The following is a 15,983-nucleotide window of genomic DNA, read 5'->3' as shown; positions in this document are numbered from 1 at the left end:
TGATCCATGTGCGATCGTCTCACCTGGTGGATGTGCTCACCGACCTCCTCGATCGCTCCCGGGCGCGCGGCGCGGCGTTCGCGCACACCTCTGCCACCGCGCCCTGGGGCGTCCGGTTCGACGACGGCGCCGGCCTGGCGGTGCACGTCGTCGTCGACGGCCAGGTCCACCTGACCGTCGACGATCCCGACGGGACCACCGAGCTGGTGGTCCGGGCCGGCGAGCTGGCGCTGGTGCGTGGCGACCTGCCGCACCGCATGGCGCACGAGCCCGGGGCGCCGTGCATCCCATTGGCGGAGATGATGGCGGGTGGCGCCCGGACCGACGCCGCCCGCGGCTACGTGCTCGGCCCGGCCGGCGTCCCACCCCGCCCCGACGCGGTGTTCTTCTGCGGCGCCTACCTCTTCGACGGCGACCTGTGCGACGGACTGCTGGCCTCGCTGCCGCCCGTCCTGCACGTGCGACCCTCGGCCGGGAGCCCCCTGCGCGCCACGCTCGACGTGTTCGCCGCCGAGCTGCTGCGCGATCGCGCCGGCCAGCAGGTGCTGCTCGACCGGTTGCTCGACGTCGTGCTCGTGCAGATGCTGCGCGAGGAGCTCGATGCCCAGGGCGACGACGCGCCCCCGTGGTTCCGCGCGCAGTCGGACCCGGCGGTCGGCGAGGCGCTCCGGGCGATCCACGCGGACCCCGCCCGCGCGTGGACGGTGGCCGAGCTGGCCGAGCTCGTGGGGCTGTCGCGCGCCGCGTTCGCCCGCCGGTTCACCGCGGCGATGGGCGAGGCGCCCCTCGGCTACCTCACCGCGTGGCGGATGGCGCTGGGCCGGGACCTGCTGCGCACGACCGACGACGGTCTGGCGGCCGTCGCCGCCGCCGTCGGGTACTCCTCGGAGTTCGCCTTCGCCGCCGCCTTCAAGCGCCACCACGGCAGCCCGCCGGGGCGGTGGCGCGCCCGCCTGTCGCCCGAGCGCCGAGCCGGCTGACCGGCGCGTTCGCTACCCGCCGTCGGGTCGAGGAGGGCGGGCCAGCACGGCTCGCAGCAGCCGGGCGGCGAGGTCGTGGATGCCCGGGCTCGTGCTCTCCCGGTCCCCGGCCACGTTGAGGACCCGGATCCCCTCGCCCTCGATCCAGCTGCGGATCCCGTCGGCCTCGACCTCCCCGTCGAGGTCGACGACGAGGTGCGGACGACCCGCTGCGCCCGCCTCGTCCACCGTCAGCGCGGACCCGCCGGCGGGCTCGCTCCGCACCAGCACCAGCGTGCCGTCGCTGTCGCGCACGTTGCGCCTCGTGCGGACCTCGTACTCGGCGCTGTCGGTCTCGACGAGGCCGGCGTAGCGGTCGGGGGCGGGCCCGATCTCGGTGCGGCGACCGAAGGGCACCCAGCCGCCGCAGGGGATCCCGAGCTCGATCGCCACGTCGAGCGCGGCCTGGTCGACCCCCGTCTGGGCGCCGCTCACCACCCGCTCGACCGGCGTCAGACGGTCCGGCGCCACCGGACCCCCACGACCGCGGCGACGACCGCGAGCGCTGCGACCCCGGCGCCTGCGGTGGCGGCGATCCGCCCCGGCGACCACCGAGCGTCCCGGTCGACGGCGACGTCGTGGATCGGTCCGACCTGTCGCACGGTCCCGGGCTCGCCCGCGTCCACCGCCCACGTCGCGCGCAGCTCGGCCGGCGCGTCGGGGTCGCGGGCGTCGACGGCGAACCACCGCCCGACGATCGAGGTCCTCGCCACCTCCAGCGTGACGAAGCCCCACATCTCGAGGTCCGACCAGACCGCCCCGGCCACGTCGTCGTCGGCGATCTCGTCCGCGACGCGACGCCACCCCCGCGGGAGCTGCCGCCCGAGTGGCGTCGACGAGACGCCCGGGCACACGAACTCGGGCGCGATCGCCCGGACGCCCGGGCTCAGCTCGCCGTCGAACACCCAGGCGGAGTGCACGTCGCCGGACACGATGAGCGCGTCCCCGCCCCGATCGGCCAGCCATCGGGCCACGCGATGCCGCTCGGCCGGGTAGCCGTCCCACTCGTCGGTGCACACGGCGTCGCCGTCGACGATGCCGTAGCCGGACGGGGCGCCGTCGAGCAGGCTGCCGCCTGCCCCGACCGGCAGGCGCATCGGGCTGAGCACGACCTGGGTGGCGAGGATGCACCACCGGCTCGTGCGATCCCGCAGGCGCTCCTCGGTCCAGCGCCGCTGCGAGCCGCCGAGCAGCGACCGGTCGGGGTCGTCGACCGCCTTCGCGCCGTCGTCGCCGGCCTGCTGGTCCCGACCCTCGAAGCGGGTGTCGAGGACGACGAGCTCGGCCAGGTCGCCGACGCGGAACGAGCGCCACAGCCGGGTGACGTCGTCCGGATCCGGGAGGCGGGCGGGCAGCCAGCGCTGCCGGGCGACAGCGGCGGCGAGCGCCCGGTCCGACCACGGGCCGTGCTCGTCCGGATCGTGGCCCTTGGCGCCGCCGCGCCAGGCGTTGTCGGCGAGGTCGTGGTCGTCCCAGATCGCGATCATGGGATGCGCCTCGTGCAGCTGCCGGGTCGCCGGGTCGCGCCGCACCTGCCCGTACCGCCGGTCGTAGTCGTCGACCGTCACGCAGTCGTGGTCGGGTTCGAGCTCTCGCTCGCCCTTGCCGGACGTCTCGTAGATGTAGTCACCAAGGTGCAGGACGACCTCGATGTCGGCCTCGGCCAGCGCCCGGTGCACCGACAGGTGGTTGATCGAGTGGTCGGCGCAGCACAGGAGCCCGACGGTCCACCACGTCGCCGCGCCGGCCGGCAGCGTGCGGGTCCGCCCGACCGACGAGCGCACCGGGCCGGCGGTGAACCAGTAGCGGTAGGGGGTGCCGGGCGCGAGGCCGTCGACGTCGACGTGGACGCAGCCGTGGTCGCCGTCGACCTCGAGCGTCCCGCTGGTCGTCGTCGGCGCGGGACCGCCGATGGGCTCGATGTGCCACGTGACCCGGTCGACGCCGACGGCCCTGGTCCAGAGGATGATCCGGCGGTCGGCCGGGTCGAAGCTCGCGACCCCGTGCGTGAAGACCTCGTCCGACCGGACCGCCGGGCCGTCGGCCCCTGCCGCCGTGCGCCCACCGACCCCGATTCCTGCCGCCACCGACCGGCACCTCCGACACGTCCGCAGATCGACCCTCGTGGATCGCGCCGGAGGGTAGTTCCGTTACAGCCGGCCGGTCGGTGGTCTCAGTAGCCGTACCGGGAGCCGGTGGAGGTCGTCGTGGATGAGGGCGCCCCGGCCTCGGACTTCACGAGCGAGCCGTCGGCCGACAGGACGTACCACGTGCCGCCGGAGCCCTGCCCCGTGGTCTCGCCGGCGGCGGTGTCGCCGGCGTACTGGTACAGCGGGTGGCCGTCGGCCGCGACCTGCTTCGTCCCGTCGTCCCGGGTGATCACGGTGAGCTCCGCCGTGACGCCGTCGCCGGCGGTCGGCGTCCCGTTCGCAACGGTGGGCGGCCAGGCCTGCGCGCACCCGCCGGTGCAGACGCTCTTCGTCGCCGAGTCCGGGGTGAAGGCGTAGAGCGTGCGGCCCTCTGCGTCGACCAGCACCTGACCGAGGTCGGTGTCGGCGACCGACACCGCGGCGCCTCCCCCGCCGCCGGCCGACGTCGTGGTGGACGCGCCCTTCGAGCCGGCGGTGGTGGTGGTCCCGGACGACGAGGACGAGTCGTCGCCGCAGGCGACAAGCGCCGCCGCGGCGAGCAGGAGGAGGGGGATCGCGAGCAGCGCGCGGGCTGGGCGGTGGGTGCGTGGCATCGGGGCCTCCGGTGTGGCGTCGGGGACGGGCATCGTCGGAGGTGGGTACGGCCGACGGCCACCTCGGGATTTTGCGTGGGTCGCGACATCCGGATCGGGCCCTCGTCCGTAGTGTTCGGACGTGGACCGCACGTCCCGGCGCCGCAGCTCGGTGGACCTCTTGGACGACGCCGCGCTCCTGACCGCGGTGGGCCTGGGGGACGAGACGGCCGCCGTCGCGTTCGTCGGCCGCTTCCAGGCCCAGGTGTTCGGGCTGGCGGTGCGGATGTGCGGGGACGGACGCCTGGCGGAGGACATCGCGCAGTCGACGTTCGAGCGGGCCTGGCGCCACGCCGGCTCGTACGACCCGCGCCTCGGGTCCGTGCGCACCTGGCTGCTGACGATCTGTCGCCGCCTCGCGATCGACGCCCTGCGGGTCCGCCGCCCGAGCCAGTACGACCCCCAGGCCCTGCAACCGCTGCTGCCGCCGTCGTCGGAGGCGGACCCCACCGACGCCGCCGTCGCCGACGACGAGCTCGGGCGGGTCCGGAGGGGCCTCACCGTCCTCCCGGAGCCGCAGCGGCGTGCGCTGCTGCTGGCGACCCTGGGCGGGCACACGGCCGCAGAGGTCGCGGCGATCGAGGGCATCCCGCTCGGTACCGCCAAGACCAGGCTGCGCAACGGACTGCGACGGCTGCGGGACGTGCTCCGCGACGACGACCGCGCCGACGTCGGACCCGTCGAGGACGGTCGAGATGGCTGAGAGGACCACCTGCGAGGATCGGCGCGAGGAGCTCGCGGAGGTCGCGCTCGGCGTCCTCGATCCGGCCGAGGTGCCGGGGCTGGAGGCGCACCTGGCCGGCTGCCCGGTGTGCCGGGCCGAGCTCGTGGAGCTCGCGGCGACGGCCGACCGGCTGGTGCTGCTCGCCCCGTCGGTCGAGCCGCCCGCAGGGTTCGAGCAGCGGGCGGTCGCCGCGATGGGGGCCCCAGGTCGGTCCGGATCTGCCGCGCCCGCGGACCCGCCGCCGCCCCGCCGCCGGGCCGCTGCTGCGGCGGCCGTCGCGATCGCCGCGGTCGTCGCCGCCGTGGTCGTCGGTCTCGGGCTCCTCGTCCGGGACGACGGGCCCGGCGGACCGGCCGAGGTTGCAGCCCCTCTCGTGGCCGATGACGGTCGGGCGGTCGGCCGGGTGGCGGTGCGCGCCGACCCGCCGCGCTCGATGACGGTGTCGCTCGACGGCCTCGAGACCGGGGTGCGGTACCGCTGCGACGTCGTCCTCGCCGACGGGACGCGCCGCGAGGTCGGGACGTGGACGGTGTGGGGTGAGGACGACTCGTGGACGGTGCCGGTCCCGGACGGGCCCGCCGACCGGGTCGAGCTCACCCGCGTCGGTGGCGGGACGGCCGCGACCGCCGTCCTCGACGACTGACCGTCCGGGCCGGTCACACCGGCTGTCGGGCTCCGCGGACGGCGCGGCCGGGCATGCTCGACTGGCCGGCGTGGACCTCTCCCCCGACGAGCGCCGCACGCAGGTCGCGTACGACACCGTGGCGACCGACTACGCCGCGCTCCTGCACGACTTCCTCGACGAGAACCCGTGGGAGCGCACCGCGCTCGAGGCGTTCGCCGGCGAGGTGCTCGCCGACGGCGGTGGGCCGGTCCTCGACGCCGGGTGCGGACCGGGGCGGCTCACCGGCCTCCTCCGTGACCTGGGACTCGAGGTATCGGGCGTCGACCTGTCCCCGGCGATGGTCGAGCTCGCCCGCTCCACCCACCCCCGGGTCCGGTTCGACGTCGGCAGGCTCGCCGCCCTCGACGTCGCCGCCGGCGCGCTCGCCGGTGTCCTGTGCTGGTACTCGGTGATCCACACGGCGCCCGCCGAGCAACCCGACGTCTACCGCGAGCTGGCGCGCGTCCTCCGCCCGGGCGGGCGCCTCCTGCTCGGGTTCCAGGTGGGCGACGAGCGGGTGCGGCTCGAGCACGCTTACGGACACGACATCGACCTCGACGCCCACCGCCTCTCGGCCGACCTCGTCGAACGCCAGCTCCTGGACGCCGGGTTCGTCATCACGTCACGGGTCGAGCCCGGCGAGGTGGGTCCGCCCGGCCAGCGCCAGGCGTACCTGCTCGCCCGCCCGAGGACCGCTCACTCCCCCAGGGGCACCGACGCAGGACCGAAGACGAAGTACTGATCGAGCACTGCGCCGGGCGGGACCGACGACCAGTCGAGGGCGGCGACCTCGGACATGGTCCGGCGCCCGAGCCGGCCCCGGACCAGCTCGAACGGCGTCGTCACCAGCACGAGCTCGGCATCGGACCGCCCGCAGGTACGTGATCCGAGCTCGATCCGCAACGAGGGCGCCGAACCGACGAGGCCGTCCGCGAGCACCCCGGCGATCGCGACCACCACCGGGTCGTCCCGTGCCCCCGGTTCGCCGAGCGCACCGCGGATGTCGTGCTCGTGCGCGACCGCGTCGATGAGCGCCGGCCAGATGTCGCCGCGCTCGATCGCCTCGGCCATGAGGGGCGCGACCTCGGCCCAGCCGTCGAGCAGCGCGAGCGGCGGGTCGGCGCGATGGCGCTCGACCTGCTCGTCCGTGAGCCGAGCGTCGGGCACTCCCGTGATGCGACCGGCCGCGCCGTCCTCGACGTTGCCGTACAGGTGGGCGAGCACGTCGCGGACCTGCCAGCCGGGACACGCCGGGACCGGACGGCGCCAGCGATCCTCCGACTGGTCCCGGAGGAGCGCGTCGACACGCCGTCGGACCTGGAGGTAGTGCTCGCCGAGGCCGGGTGTCGTCACTCCGCCATCATCGCGGAGGCCGCACGGCCGGTTCGTGCGCGCGTCGCGGACCGGCGGTCCGGGTCGATCATCGCTCGATCGCTGTTGGCTCCGACGCCTCGCCGGTAGGTTCGGAGGGGTGGACGGCACCTTCGAGCTGATCTGTGAGGTCGAACCGGCGACGCGACCCGATCTCATGAAGGTCCGCCACCAGGTCGGCGTGCTCGCTCCGGTCGCGACACGGTTCCTCATCCCCGACAACCACATCGGTCGGGCCACGGTCTCGTCCATCGCGGTCGCCCACGAGGTCGACCTCATGGGGGGCCGGGCCATCGCCTGCGTGAACGCCCGGGACCGCAACGTCCTCGGCTTCCGACGGGACCTGCTCACCGCGGCGGCGTACGGGGTCAGCGAGATGCTCTTCGTCTACGGGGACCGGCCCGAGACCGGCGGCCGCTCCGACGACCTCACCGTCCGCAAGATGATCGACCTCGCCCGCGAGTTCTCCACCGAGCAACGCTGGCCCCTCCGGATCGGCGTCTCGTGCGGACTCGGCGACGTCCGACCGTGGAAGCACGAGGCGGACACCTGGTACGTGCAGGTGTCCTACTCGGCGGACGCCCTCGCCACCTGGCGGCAGGGCATCGAGTTCGCCGGCGACATCTACGCAGGCGTCATGGTGATCCCCTCGGCGCGCATGGCCCGCAAGCTGTCCGCCGACGTGCCGCAGCTCGCCGTCCCTCCGCACCTCGTGGAGATGGTCGACCGGGACCCCGACGCCGGTGTCGCCTTCGCCGCCGACCTCATCGATGCCATCGCTGCGACCGAGGGGTTCGACGGCGTCCACCTCATCCCGGTCGCCCGCTACCGCGAGATCACCTCGGCCCTCCTCGATCGCCGCTGACCCGTTCGCCGGGCGACGCCGCCCCCATCGGTGCGGGTCCGGCGCCTGACAGGAGCGGGCCTCCGGCCCGATCGTGCACCGGCTGACGGCCGAGGAAGAGAAGTGGTCTGGCCGATGGCGCGCCGGTTAGGGGACTGCCCGCCTCGTCAGATGGGATCACGCCGATGTCGAACCTCGCTTCCCTTCCCAGCGTGCGTCGTCTCCGGACCGGCATGGGGTGGTTCAGCCTCGGTCTGGGGACCTTCCAGTTGCTCGGTCCGGACGTCGTCAACCGGATCTGCGGCATACCGCCCGGCGGTGCCCGGCGCTGGGGACAGCGCATGGTCGGAGTTCGGGAGCTCGCCGCGGCGGGGGGCCTCCTGACGCACTCGAACGAGCCCGGCTGGATGAAGGCACGGGTGGCGGGCGACATCACCGACCTCGGGCTGCTGACGACGTCACTCCGATCGTCGACCAGCCGATCGCGGACGTCGCTCGCGACGGCGGCGGTGCTCGCGGTGACGACCATCGACCTCATCGGCGCCGGCCGGCGAGATGACATGAACGAGAGGACCACCATGCAGACACGCGCAGCGATCACGATCAGTCGACCGCCGGACGAGGTGTACGCCTTCTGGCGCGACTTCACGAACCTGCCGAGGTTCATGCAGCACCTCGAGTCGGTGGAGACGCAGGACGACCAGCACTCGCACTGGAGGGCGAAGGGACCTGCGGGCAGCTCGGTCGAGTGGGATGCGGTCGTCACCGAGGACGTGCCCTCGTCGGTCATCGCGTGGCAGTCCGAGGGAACGACGCCCGTCGCCAACACGGGGATGGTCGAGTTCAACGAGGCCCCGGGCGAACAGGGGACGGAGATCGTCGTGAGCCTCGACGTCGACGTGCCCGCGGGGAGCGCCGGCCAACTCGCAGCGAAGCTGTTCGGGGAGGACCCCGGGCAGCAGGTCCGCGACGACCTGCGCCACGTGAAGCAGATCCTCGAGACCGGGGAGATCGTCTACTCCGAGGCCAACCCGGCGGGCAGCCAGGTGAAGCGGTTCTCGAGGCAACGGGCGGCGCAGCCCTTGACCGATCGGGAGCTCGAGACGGTCGGAGGACACCGATGAAGGCGAACTGCTGGGTGTCCCCCAACAAGGTCGAGGTCCGCGACGTGCCCGACCCGAAGATCCTGAACGAACGCGACGCGATCGTCGAGATCACGTCGACCGCCGTCTGCGGTTCCGACCTGCACCTGTACGACGGATACATCCCGACGATGAAGAGCGGCGACATCCTCGGACACGAGTTCATGGGTCATGTCGTCGAGACGGGTTCCGGCGTGTCCAACCTGAGCGTCGGGGACCGCGTGGTCGTCCCGTTCCCGATCGCGTGCGGCGCGTGCAACGCGTGTCAGCGCGGCCTCACGTCCTTGTGCGAGAACACCAACCCGAACGCCGCCCTCGCCGAGAAGATGTTCGGGTTCCCGACCTCGGGCATCTTCGGCTACTCGCACCTCACCGGTGGGTTCGCCGGTGGGCAGGCCGAGTACGCGCGGGTGCCGTTCGCGGACGTGGGCCCGCTGAAGATCGAGGACGACGCCCTTCCCGACGAACAGGTGCTCTTCCTGTCCGACATCTTCCCGACGGGCTACATGGGCGCCGAGTTCTGCGACATCAAGGGCGGCGACGTCATCGCCGTCTGGGGCGCCGGTCCCGTCGGCATGTTCGCGATGGCCAGCGCGTTCCTGCTCGGCGCCGATCGCGTCATCGCGATCGACCGCTTCCCCTACCGGCTCGAGCGCGCTGCCGCCAAGACCGGTGTCGAGACCATCAACTACGAGGACACCGACGTCAACGAAGCGCTCAAGGAGATGACCGGCGGTCGGGGCCCGGACGCCTGCATCGACGCAGTGGGCATGGAGGCCCACCACGGGTCCGCCCCGATCCAGGCGTACGACCGGGTCAAGCAGGCCATGCGCATGGAGACCGACCGGCCCCACGTCCTGCGCCAGATGATCACGAGCTGCCGCAACGGCGGCACCCTCTCCGTGATCGGCGTCTACGGAGGCCTGATCGACAAGTTCCCGATGGGTTCGTTCATGAACCGCGGCCTCACGATGAGGAGCGGGCAGTGCCACGTGCACCGCTACATGCGTCCGCTCCTCGAGCGCGTCGAGCGTGGCGAGATCGACCCGAGCTTCGTCATCAGCCACCGGCTCCCGCTGGACGACGCGCCGGCCGCGTACGAGACGTTCAAGCACAAGGAGGACGACTGCACCAAGGTCGTCCTCAGCCCGAACGGACACCACGCCACCTCAGGCACCTGATGCTGCACGGCCACCGCCTGACGCGCTGGGTGCGATCGGCGTTGTGGCTGGTCCCGCTCCTCTGCGTGCTCGGAGGCGTCGCCCTGTCGATCGCGACGCTCGCGATCGACAGGGCGTACGACGACGGCCTCGTCTCGCCCCGGCTGACGGGCACCCCCACAGCGGTCCAGACCTTCCTCAGCACCGTTGCGACGGCGACGATCACACTGGGCAGCCTCGTGCTCACCGTCACGACCGTCGCCGTCCAGCTCGCGATGGGCCAGTTCTCACCGCGCATCGTGTCGGCACTGCTCAACGACCGGCGCAGCCAGCTCGCCATCGGGCTCTTCGGGGCCACGTTCGTGTACGCGCTGCTCGTCATGAGAGATGTCGACGACCAGAGCGGCTCGGTACCAGGCCTGTCGGTGGTCATCGCCGGGGTCCTCATGCTGGCGAGCATCGCCGGACTGTTCCTGTTCGTGCAGCACGCCGGCCAGCACCTCAGGGCGGGCGGTCTGATCGACCTCGTCGGCGACAACAGCCGCAAGCAGTTCGACCAGCAGTACCCGGCCGATCCCCGGAGCGACGACGGCCGGGCGCCCGACGTCGTGGCCGCTCCCGACCCGGGAGCCGTCGTCCGGGTCCTCGATGCCCGACTCGTCGCCGCAGCTCGGCACGCCGACTGCGTCCTCGAGCTGCTCCCCGCCATGGGCGACTTCGTCCCGGCGGGAGCGCCGCTGTTCCGCATCCACGGAGACCCCACCCCGGTCGACCACGCCGCGGTCGCACGAATGGTCGTGCTCGGCTCCGAACGGACCCATGCCGACGATGGGGCCTACGGGTTCCGCAAGCTCGTCGACATCGCCGTGCGGTCGGTGGCCCAGCCGTTCGACGACCCGACGACCTGCGTCCAGGCGATCGACCGGCTCCACGACGGCCTTCGGCAGCTGGCCGCGCGGCGGTTCCCATCCGGCCTCCACCGCGACGAGGACGGACACGTCCGGCTCGTGGTCCGCGCCACCACCTGGGATGCCTACGTCCGTCTCGCGTTCGACGAGATCCGGCTCGCGAGCACGGAGTCGCCACAGGTCACCCGTCGCCTCGTGGCCGCGCTCGAGGACATCAAGACGGTGGCTCCGCCGGAGCGCCAGGCGCCCCTCGACCGAGAGCTCCGCCTGCTCGCAACCGCCGTGCATCGGCACTACGACGACGAGGAGGACCGGCGTGCGGCGCTCACCGCTGACGCCCAGGGCATCGGCTCAGGGCTGGACCTCACCGGTCCCGAGGACCGCACGTGGAACGACCGGCGCCCAGCCCACGAGTCGAGTCACGCGCGCTCGGCTACCAGGTGATCGTGAAGGTGAACGGCTTCCCGACGAAGTCGAAGTACTGCGCGCTGGCGATGAGCACGTTGGCGCACTCCCCCGGCCGCATCGCTCGTTCCGATTCGAGGTGGGTGTCCGCGCCGATCGCCTGGATCTGCACGAACTCGATCAGCCGCGCGGCCTCGACGTCGCCAGTGGTCTCGAGGTCGGTCGAGTTGGCGTGGACCGAGAGACCGGTGTTGCTGTCGGGCGCGGGGCTGTGGACGTCGACGGCCAGCGGGCCACCGGCCAGGGAGCACACCCGGACCTTCGCCACCTGGGCCCCTGTCGGCGACAGCGGATCGAGCACCGACGAGCCCTGGTAGGGCGAGGTCAGCCCGAGGGCGGGCGGCAGGAGCGGGCTCGACCCGCACGCTGACAGCAACAGTGCCACGATCGCTGCGCCGACCCCCGACACCACGACACGACGATCAACCATGGCCCCTCCTTCGTTGCTCCCGGGTGCCAACGTAAGAGTGCTCCGACCCTGCCCACCATGGGGACGACTCCCCTCCACTCGCCGGTCCGCAGCAGGGTGTTGATCTTCTCAACAGTTGAGCAGTAGTGTACCGGCGTCCGCTTCGGGCGATGCGGGCGTGCGACGGGAGGGAATCAGATGAGGTGGCTGAAGACGGCTGCGGCCGCAGGCATGACGGTCGGGATCTTGGCGGCCGCGGGTTGCACCGGGTCACCGGTGGGTGGGGGCACGTCGACGACGACCACGACGTCGACGAGTACGTCCGTCCCGGCCGGCTGGCCCCCAGCCGCACCCGTCTGCATGCGGAACACGTTCGGCGGAAACGACCTCGAGTACACGGGCGAGACGCAGCGGTACACGTACACCGTGCTTGACGAGAACGGGGTCGCGGTCGAGAAGTGGTTCGGCTACAACTCCGTGTTCTACGCGTCGGGCGACGGTTCCTGTACCGGCGAAGCATCCCCCGGGTTGTCGATCACCTTCGCCGAGAACCCCACCGACGCTGAGCTCCAGCAAGCGTGCTCGAGTGACTTCAACCTCCCTGCCGCGGACGACTACGCCACGGTGAGCAGCTACGGCTGGATGGAGCTCGGTTCGACCGGCTGGCTCTGCTGACGGGGCAGATCCGGGGCGGTTCCCGCTCGGCCGGTCGGCGGTCCACCGCGTCGGGCTGATGCCGCCACGGTCCTCATGCTCGAGCCAGCAACCACGTGCCCCCGGACTGCGTGGTGCACTCGACCACGGACAGACCGTGGCCCTCGATGAGCAGCCTCAAGGATCTCGTGTCGTAGAAGCGCACGAGTCCCGGCACATGGCTGTAGCAGGCGGCGCGGAACCTCCAGTACAGGCCCTGGGACGTCTGCGGCGCGCGATCCCGAAGCGGAGCGGTCATCAGCAGGTGGCCTCCCGGCCGGAGGCACCGACGGATCTCGGAGATGAAGAAGCCCGGGCGAGCCAGGTGCTGCACGACGAGGATCGCGAGAGCACCTCCGAGCGACGCATCCTCGAACGGCAGCGACTCGGCCACGTCATGTACTGCGAACGCCACATCCGTGTGCTCACGCACCGCTCGCGCTCGCGCCACCTCGACGATGCGAGGAGATCCGTCGAGCCCGACCACGTCGTAGCCGCGCCGCGCGAGCGCGAGGGCGTGCGCGCCGGGACCGCAGCCGAGGTCGACCACCGGTCCAGGCCGTGGCACCACGGACGCAAGTCCATCGGCGACCTTCTCCACCAGTTCACGGTGCGCCGGCTCGTCGCGTCGTCGTTCCCAGGCCGAGCTCTCCCGGTCGTACATGAAGCGGAAGAACCACTGGGGAGCCGGCACGAGCGGACGCTATCCGTCGCACGTCCTCGACATCCGCAGACGACCGTGCGGAACGCAGCGCTCCTGCGGCTCGTCATGCCGGTTCTGCTCCCCGGCAGGTAGTGGCCCTTGTCCGGCCTCCAGGAGAGGCGGCAGTGGCCCCCGCCCGGGGCTTCGATGTCTGCACTTCTGTCGACGCAGCGCACCTGCGCGTACCGTTCAGCCAGGATGAGTGCTGGGACAGCCAAACACGAACAAGTTCGGTCCACGTTGACCAGCGTCCTGCGCTCAGCGGGGTTCGCCGGCCGTTGGGGCTTGTTCAGACGGCCGTTGGACGCAGAGCACGAGGTTGTCGTGTTCGTCGAGCAGATCCCCTTCCTCGGGCTGTACCGCGTCTACTACTCCAACCGCTTCCCGGGCCGCTCGTCGCCAATGGATCGGGGAACCGTGCGGGATCACCTGAACGTGCTCGATTCGCCCCGCATCGTGCTGGGAGCGCCCGACATGTTCCTCATCGACAGCTCGGTGACGCCCTCAGAGAACCCGGCCATGAGAGAAGACCCGTTGGCTCCGCCGGATGAGATCGTCGGGTCGATCGTGGAGGCGCTCCGCAAGGCGGGCATCGACATCGCCACATACGAGTAGTGCCGGCTGTCCTCCACATCAGTTGGCAGCCGTAGCGCTCGTGTCGGACCGGGCCGTCGTGTTCAACTCGTGTTGTGGGGAGGGCCGAGCCAAGTACGGGCAAGCAGGGCGCCCGGGAGGTCGTTCTACGCGGCGATCACGGCGAGGCGTTTGACAGTGTCCCCCTCTACGTCGCCATCGGCGCAGTCTTCAACGGTCTCGTCGCGTTGATTGGGCCGCTTGTCGTCGCGCTGCACATCAGCGACTTGGAGGACCAGTTCGAGTTCGCGAAGAGCGGCGGCGACTACACGATCATCTGGTAGACCTTGATCGGAGGGCTCGCCATCTACGTGACCGGACTGGTCGTCACGGCGGGTCCACCCCACCAGCGATTCTCGGCTGCCGCGAGCGGGCTGACCGTCGCAGCGTTCACGTTCGCGCAACTCGGTCTCGCCGTCGGCGCCTACTACGTGTCGCCGCAGCAGCCGTCGGGCTGACTCCGGCGGAACAGACCGACATGTAGTGCTGGCTGGCCGCCCGGGAGGCTCTGATCTCTCACGACTCCGCGATTGCTGAAGACTCTGCACCTGACTGGTATCACATTGATACCATCGGTGCATGGCCATGACACTTCGGCTCGATCAGGCGGACCAGGACGCCCTCCGGGAGCGCGCAGCCGCGGAAGGCATCTCCATGCAGGACGCGGCCCGCAAGGCCATCCGGGACTACCTCTCGAAGAGCGAGCACCGAGCTCGCGTGTCGACCGCGACGGAGAGGATCCTCGACGTCCACGCGGACGCGATCGAGCGTCTCGGGAAGTGAGCGATCCGGTCGAGTTCCTCGACCTCGACGATCTCCTCGAACTCGCTCGACGCCTCCTCGGCGACCCGCCGCCGCTTCGCGACGTCGGCCTCCTTGGATCAGCCGTCGCCCGCCCTCAGACCACCGCCGGCGGCGAGGATGCCTATCAGACGGTGTGGGCGAAAGCAGCCGCGCTACTGCAGTCCGTGGTCAACAACCATGCACTCGTCGACGGCAACAAGCGCCTCGGATGGCTCGCCACTGCGGTGTTCCTCGAGATCAACGACGCGACCGTGGCCCACGCGACGAACGACGAGGTGTTCGACCTCGTGTGGGCGGTCGCGTCGTCCGCTCCGACCATCGACGAGATCGCACGTCGGCTCGAGCAACCGCACCGACCTCACTCATGACCGCCCCGAACATCGCCCGTGACCAGACCGGGCATGAAGTGCCGGATACAGGGACCGAGTCCGTGACGGTCAGCCCTTGGCCCGGCAGCCGAGGCCCAGCGCCGACCCGACCTCAAACACGTCGTAGCCGGTGACGGTCCGAAACCCGTTCTCGTCCTCGATCCTCAGCTTGCTGACCATGCTCAGGTCGGCGGCGTCGCTCGACACAGCACGCAGGCCGCCGTTGATGAACACCCACGTCTCGGCGCTCTCGAGCCGCTCACCCTGATCGTCGAGCACGTCGGCCATCACGACGCGGTACGGGCCGTCGTTGTAGGTGTAGGCCTCGCTGAGGGCTCGCGCATCGCCTTTGAGTACCCCGGCAATCGCGGCAACATCGGCCGGGTCGGCGTCAGTGCACGGGAGTTCGAGCCCCGTCGTGGTGGGCGCCTCCGCGACTGTCGTCGGTGACGTGTCGCTGTCGCTGCTGCAGGCACCGACCACGAGCAGGGTGGTCACGGCCAGAACGGCCACACGGGCAGTTCGTTTCATCGGGTTCCTCTCCCCTGGTCCAGGTGTGTCGTCCCGTTCTGGACGGCAGCTGCAGCCGATGTGGACGACCGCTCCGGCTTTGGCAGACCGACCAGCGTGATCGGGTCACGAACGAGAATCCGGCCGACAGGTCGCCATCTCTGGCACAGACCGACTGCCTCTCATCAACGGTAGACCTGGTTCACATCGAGCCTACGCAACAGGTCATCCATCCGGCATGAAGTGCCGGATGCAAGCTGAGCGGGGGCGGATGTAGTGCGCAGTTAGTGCACCGGATTGCCGGTCGCTCAATCGGTCGTGCTTGCACACACCACGGTGAGCGTCGTTGCCGACGTACGAATCGTTGCAGCCCACGCACCCCACCACTCGAGACCCGCATCGAAGTACTCCGCCCACTCTCCTCCGTCCCACCACCAGATCTCTGTCCCCAGCATGGGCGACCCGAGCAGCAAGTCGTCGATCTCCAGAAAGAGCTCCTGCGTCGCTCGAGGGGTCAAGCGGATCGAGTGCGGCGGGTCCACGAACCCGTGGGCGTACGCATGCAGCATCTCGTCGGCGACGAAGAAGGCGTGGTCCGGGTCGTCGTCATCCGCCCACTGAAAGGGCCCGAAACCCGGCAACTCCTTCCTGCCGCGTTGCTGCAAGGCGAGCATCACCGGGGGCGACGCTGGCATTCGGAGGCGGCGAGTCGATGGATCGAAGTTCCAGCCATAGAACGTCTCAACGCTGACCTGACGGCCAGCGGCCCGGTGGTGGCCGATAG

At 71.3% G+C, this 15,983-nt stretch carries 23 protein-coding genes; 14 read left to right on the top strand and 9 right to left on the bottom strand.

Annotated elements, in window-relative coordinates; genetic code table 11:
- The first annotated feature begins 26 nt into the window (after positions 1 to 26).
- Positions 27 to 980: an AraC family transcriptional regulator gene (locus LH044_RS02000; protein ID WP_227758124.1), complete on the top strand. Its 954-nt coding sequence runs from the start codon at positions 27 to 29 to the stop codon at positions 978 to 980.
- 12 nt (positions 981 to 992) lie between these two features.
- Here LH044_RS02000 and LH044_RS01995 read toward each other — a convergent pair whose 3' ends face one another.
- The 3 genes from LH044_RS01995 to LH044_RS01985 form a co-directional block, all read right to left on the bottom strand.
- Positions 993 to 1,490, bottom strand: a complete 498-nt coding sequence (locus LH044_RS01995) for a putative molybdenum carrier protein (RefSeq protein WP_227758123.1) — start codon at positions 1,488 to 1,490, stop codon at positions 993 to 995.
- Entirely contained in the window at positions 1,472 to 3,106 is a 1,635-nt protein-coding gene (locus LH044_RS01990; protein WP_227758122.1) for an alkaline phosphatase D family protein, read from the bottom strand. The genes LH044_RS01995 and LH044_RS01990 overlap by 19 nt, the downstream gene beginning before the upstream one ends.
- An 86-nt stretch (positions 3,107 to 3,192) precedes the next feature.
- A complete protein-coding gene (locus tag LH044_RS01985; RefSeq protein ID WP_227758121.1) occupies positions 3,193 to 3,762 on the bottom strand; it encodes a COG4315 family predicted lipoprotein in 570 nt (189 codons plus the stop codon).
- 121 nt (positions 3,763 to 3,883) lie between these two features.
- Here LH044_RS01985 and LH044_RS01980 point away from each other — a divergent pair, with 121 nt between their 5' ends.
- The 3 genes from LH044_RS01980 (at position 3,884) to LH044_RS01970 (ending at position 5,931) form a co-directional block, all read left to right on the top strand.
- Positions 3,884 to 4,504 carry an RNA polymerase sigma factor gene (locus tag LH044_RS01980; protein WP_227758120.1) on the top strand — a complete coding sequence of 207 codons (621 nt, stop codon included), beginning with the start codon at positions 3,884 to 3,886 and terminating at the stop codon, positions 4,502 to 4,504.
- A complete protein-coding gene (locus tag LH044_RS01975) occupies positions 4,497 to 5,168 on the top strand; it encodes an anti-sigma factor family protein (protein ID WP_227758119.1) in 672 nt (223 codons plus the stop codon). Before LH044_RS01980 ends, LH044_RS01975 begins: the two co-directional genes overlap by 8 nt.
- A gap of 70 nt (positions 5,169 to 5,238) precedes the next feature.
- Positions 5,239 to 5,931 (top strand): class I SAM-dependent DNA methyltransferase, encoded by a 693-nt coding sequence (locus LH044_RS01970; protein ID WP_227758118.1) that lies wholly within the window; start codon positions 5,239 to 5,241, stop codon positions 5,929 to 5,931.
- On the opposite strand, the gene LH044_RS01965 is transcribed toward LH044_RS01970, so the two are convergent.
- The gene (locus LH044_RS01965; RefSeq protein WP_227758117.1) at positions 5,886 to 6,542 is read right to left on the bottom strand and encodes a maleylpyruvate isomerase family mycothiol-dependent enzyme; all 657 of its coding nucleotides are present in this window, start codon (positions 6,540 to 6,542) and stop codon (positions 5,886 to 5,888) included. The two genes, LH044_RS01970 and LH044_RS01965, sit on opposite strands and share 46 nt — an antisense overlap.
- 118 nt (positions 6,543 to 6,660) lie before the next feature.
- Here LH044_RS01965 and LH044_RS01960 point away from each other — a divergent pair, with 118 nt between their 5' ends.
- The 4 genes from LH044_RS01960 to LH044_RS01945 all read left to right on the top strand — a co-directional run bounded on the left by LH044_RS01960 (position 6,661) and on the right by LH044_RS01945 (position 11,058).
- Positions 6,661 to 7,425, top strand: a complete 765-nt coding sequence (locus tag LH044_RS01960) for a hypothetical protein (protein ID WP_227758116.1) — start codon at positions 6,661 to 6,663, stop codon at positions 7,423 to 7,425.
- A gap of 320 nt (positions 7,426 to 7,745) precedes the next feature.
- Positions 7,746 to 8,528 carry an SRPBCC family protein gene (locus tag LH044_RS01955; RefSeq protein WP_227758115.1) on the top strand — a complete coding sequence of 261 codons (783 nt, stop codon included), beginning with the start codon at positions 7,746 to 7,748 and terminating at the stop codon, positions 8,526 to 8,528.
- A complete protein-coding gene (locus tag LH044_RS01950) occupies positions 8,525 to 9,727 on the top strand; it encodes a zinc-dependent alcohol dehydrogenase (RefSeq protein ID WP_227758114.1) in 1,203 nt (400 codons plus the stop codon). Before LH044_RS01955 ends, LH044_RS01950 begins: the two co-directional genes overlap by 4 nt.
- Positions 9,727 to 11,058 carry a DUF2254 domain-containing protein gene (locus LH044_RS01945; RefSeq protein ID WP_227758113.1) on the top strand — a complete coding sequence of 444 codons (1,332 nt, stop codon included), beginning with the start codon at positions 9,727 to 9,729 and terminating at the stop codon, positions 11,056 to 11,058. Before LH044_RS01950 ends, LH044_RS01945 begins: the two co-directional genes overlap by 1 nt.
- Here LH044_RS01945 and LH044_RS01940 read toward each other — a convergent pair.
- Complete coding sequence (locus LH044_RS01940; RefSeq protein ID WP_227758112.1) at positions 11,048 to 11,509, bottom strand: hypothetical protein; 462 nt, start codon at positions 11,507 to 11,509, stop codon at positions 11,048 to 11,050. The genes LH044_RS01945 and LH044_RS01940 overlap by 11 nt on opposite strands.
- Positions 11,510 to 11,682: 173 nt before the next feature.
- Entirely contained in the window at positions 11,683 to 11,850 is a 168-nt protein-coding gene (locus LH044_RS01935) for a hypothetical protein (protein WP_227758111.1), read from the bottom strand.
- Here LH044_RS01935 and LH044_RS01930 point away from each other — a divergent pair.
- Entirely contained in the window at positions 11,849 to 12,163 is a 315-nt protein-coding gene (locus tag LH044_RS01930) for a hypothetical protein (protein ID WP_227758110.1), read from the top strand. The genes LH044_RS01935 and LH044_RS01930 overlap by 2 nt on opposite strands.
- Before the next feature lie 73 nt (positions 12,164 to 12,236).
- Here the strand turns inward: LH044_RS01930 and LH044_RS01925 are convergent, their stop codons facing one another.
- Entirely contained in the window at positions 12,237 to 12,875 is a 639-nt protein-coding gene (locus tag LH044_RS01925) for a class I SAM-dependent methyltransferase (RefSeq protein ID WP_227758109.1), read from the bottom strand.
- Between the two features lie 333 nt (positions 12,876 to 13,208).
- On the opposite strand from LH044_RS01925, the gene LH044_RS01920 reads away from it, so the two are divergent.
- From LH044_RS01920 to LH044_RS01900, 5 genes are all read left to right on the top strand, one after another.
- Positions 13,209 to 13,499: a hypothetical protein gene (locus LH044_RS01920; protein WP_227758108.1), complete on the top strand. Its 291-nt coding sequence runs from the start codon at positions 13,209 to 13,211 to the stop codon at positions 13,497 to 13,499.
- A 74-nt stretch (positions 13,500 to 13,573) separates the two neighbouring features.
- On the top strand, positions 13,574 to 13,801 hold the full coding sequence (locus tag LH044_RS01915) for a hypothetical protein (RefSeq protein WP_227758107.1): 228 nt from the start codon (positions 13,574 to 13,576) through the stop codon (positions 13,799 to 13,801).
- Between the two features lie 3 nt (positions 13,802 to 13,804).
- Entirely contained in the window at positions 13,805 to 13,975 is a 171-nt protein-coding gene (locus tag LH044_RS01910; protein ID WP_227758106.1) for a hypothetical protein, read from the top strand.
- A gap of 121 nt (positions 13,976 to 14,096) precedes the next feature.
- Positions 14,097 to 14,300 carry a hypothetical protein gene (locus tag LH044_RS01905; protein ID WP_227758105.1) on the top strand — a complete coding sequence of 68 codons (204 nt, stop codon included), beginning with the start codon at positions 14,097 to 14,099 and terminating at the stop codon, positions 14,298 to 14,300.
- A complete protein-coding gene (locus LH044_RS01900; protein ID WP_227758104.1) occupies positions 14,297 to 14,689 on the top strand; it encodes a type II toxin-antitoxin system death-on-curing family toxin in 393 nt (130 codons plus the stop codon). Before LH044_RS01905 ends, LH044_RS01900 begins: the two co-directional genes overlap by 4 nt.
- Positions 14,690 to 14,758: 69 nt before the next feature.
- Here the strand turns inward: LH044_RS01900 and LH044_RS01895 are convergent, their stop codons facing one another.
- A complete protein-coding gene (locus LH044_RS01895) occupies positions 14,759 to 15,187 on the bottom strand; it encodes a hypothetical protein (RefSeq protein WP_227758103.1) in 429 nt (142 codons plus the stop codon).
- 320 nt (positions 15,188 to 15,507) lie between these two features.
- Complete coding sequence (locus LH044_RS01890; RefSeq protein WP_227758102.1) at positions 15,508 to 15,876, bottom strand: hypothetical protein; 369 nt, start codon at positions 15,874 to 15,876, stop codon at positions 15,508 to 15,510.
- Between the last annotated feature and the right edge of the window lie 107 nt (positions 15,877 to 15,983).

Origin of the sequence: Dermatobacter hominis (assembly GCF_020715685.1) — a bacterium.
Lineage (GTDB): Bacteria > Actinomycetota > Acidimicrobiia > Acidimicrobiales > Microtrichaceae > Dermatobacter > Dermatobacter hominis.
This window is presented reverse-complemented; position numbering and strand designations above follow the sequence as displayed.

What these genes read in the sequence shown, in the direction of transcription:
- LH044_RS01975 (WP_227758119.1), top strand. Translation starts at nt 4,497, where the DNA reads ATGGCTGAGAGGACCACCTGCGAGGATCGGCGCGAGGAGCTCGCGGAG.
- LH044_RS01945 (WP_227758113.1), top strand. Translation starts at nt 9,727, where the DNA reads ATGCTGCACGGCCACCGCCTGACGCGCTGGGTGCGATCGGCGTTGTGG.
- LH044_RS01935 (WP_227758111.1), bottom strand. Translation starts at nt 11,850, where the DNA reads ATGCAGACGGGTGCGGCTGGGGGCCAGCCGGCCGGGACGGACGTACTC.
- LH044_RS01930 (WP_227758110.1), top strand. Translation starts at nt 11,849, where the DNA reads ATGCGGAACACGTTCGGCGGAAACGACCTCGAGTACACGGGCGAGACG.
- LH044_RS01940 (WP_227758112.1), bottom strand. Translation starts at nt 11,509, where the DNA reads ATGGTTGATCGTCGTGTCGTGGTGTCGGGGGTCGGCGCAGCGATCGTG.
- LH044_RS01985 (WP_227758121.1), bottom strand. Translation starts at nt 3,762, where the DNA reads ATGCCACGCACCCACCGCCCAGCCCGCGCGCTGCTCGCGATCCCCCTC.
- LH044_RS01905 (WP_227758105.1), top strand. Translation starts at nt 14,097, where the DNA reads ATGGCCATGACACTTCGGCTCGATCAGGCGGACCAGGACGCCCTCCGG.
- LH044_RS01955 (WP_227758115.1), top strand. Translation starts at nt 7,746, where the DNA reads ATGGTCGGAGTTCGGGAGCTCGCCGCGGCGGGGGGCCTCCTGACGCAC.
- LH044_RS01950 (WP_227758114.1), top strand. Translation starts at nt 8,525, where the DNA reads ATGAAGGCGAACTGCTGGGTGTCCCCCAACAAGGTCGAGGTCCGCGAC.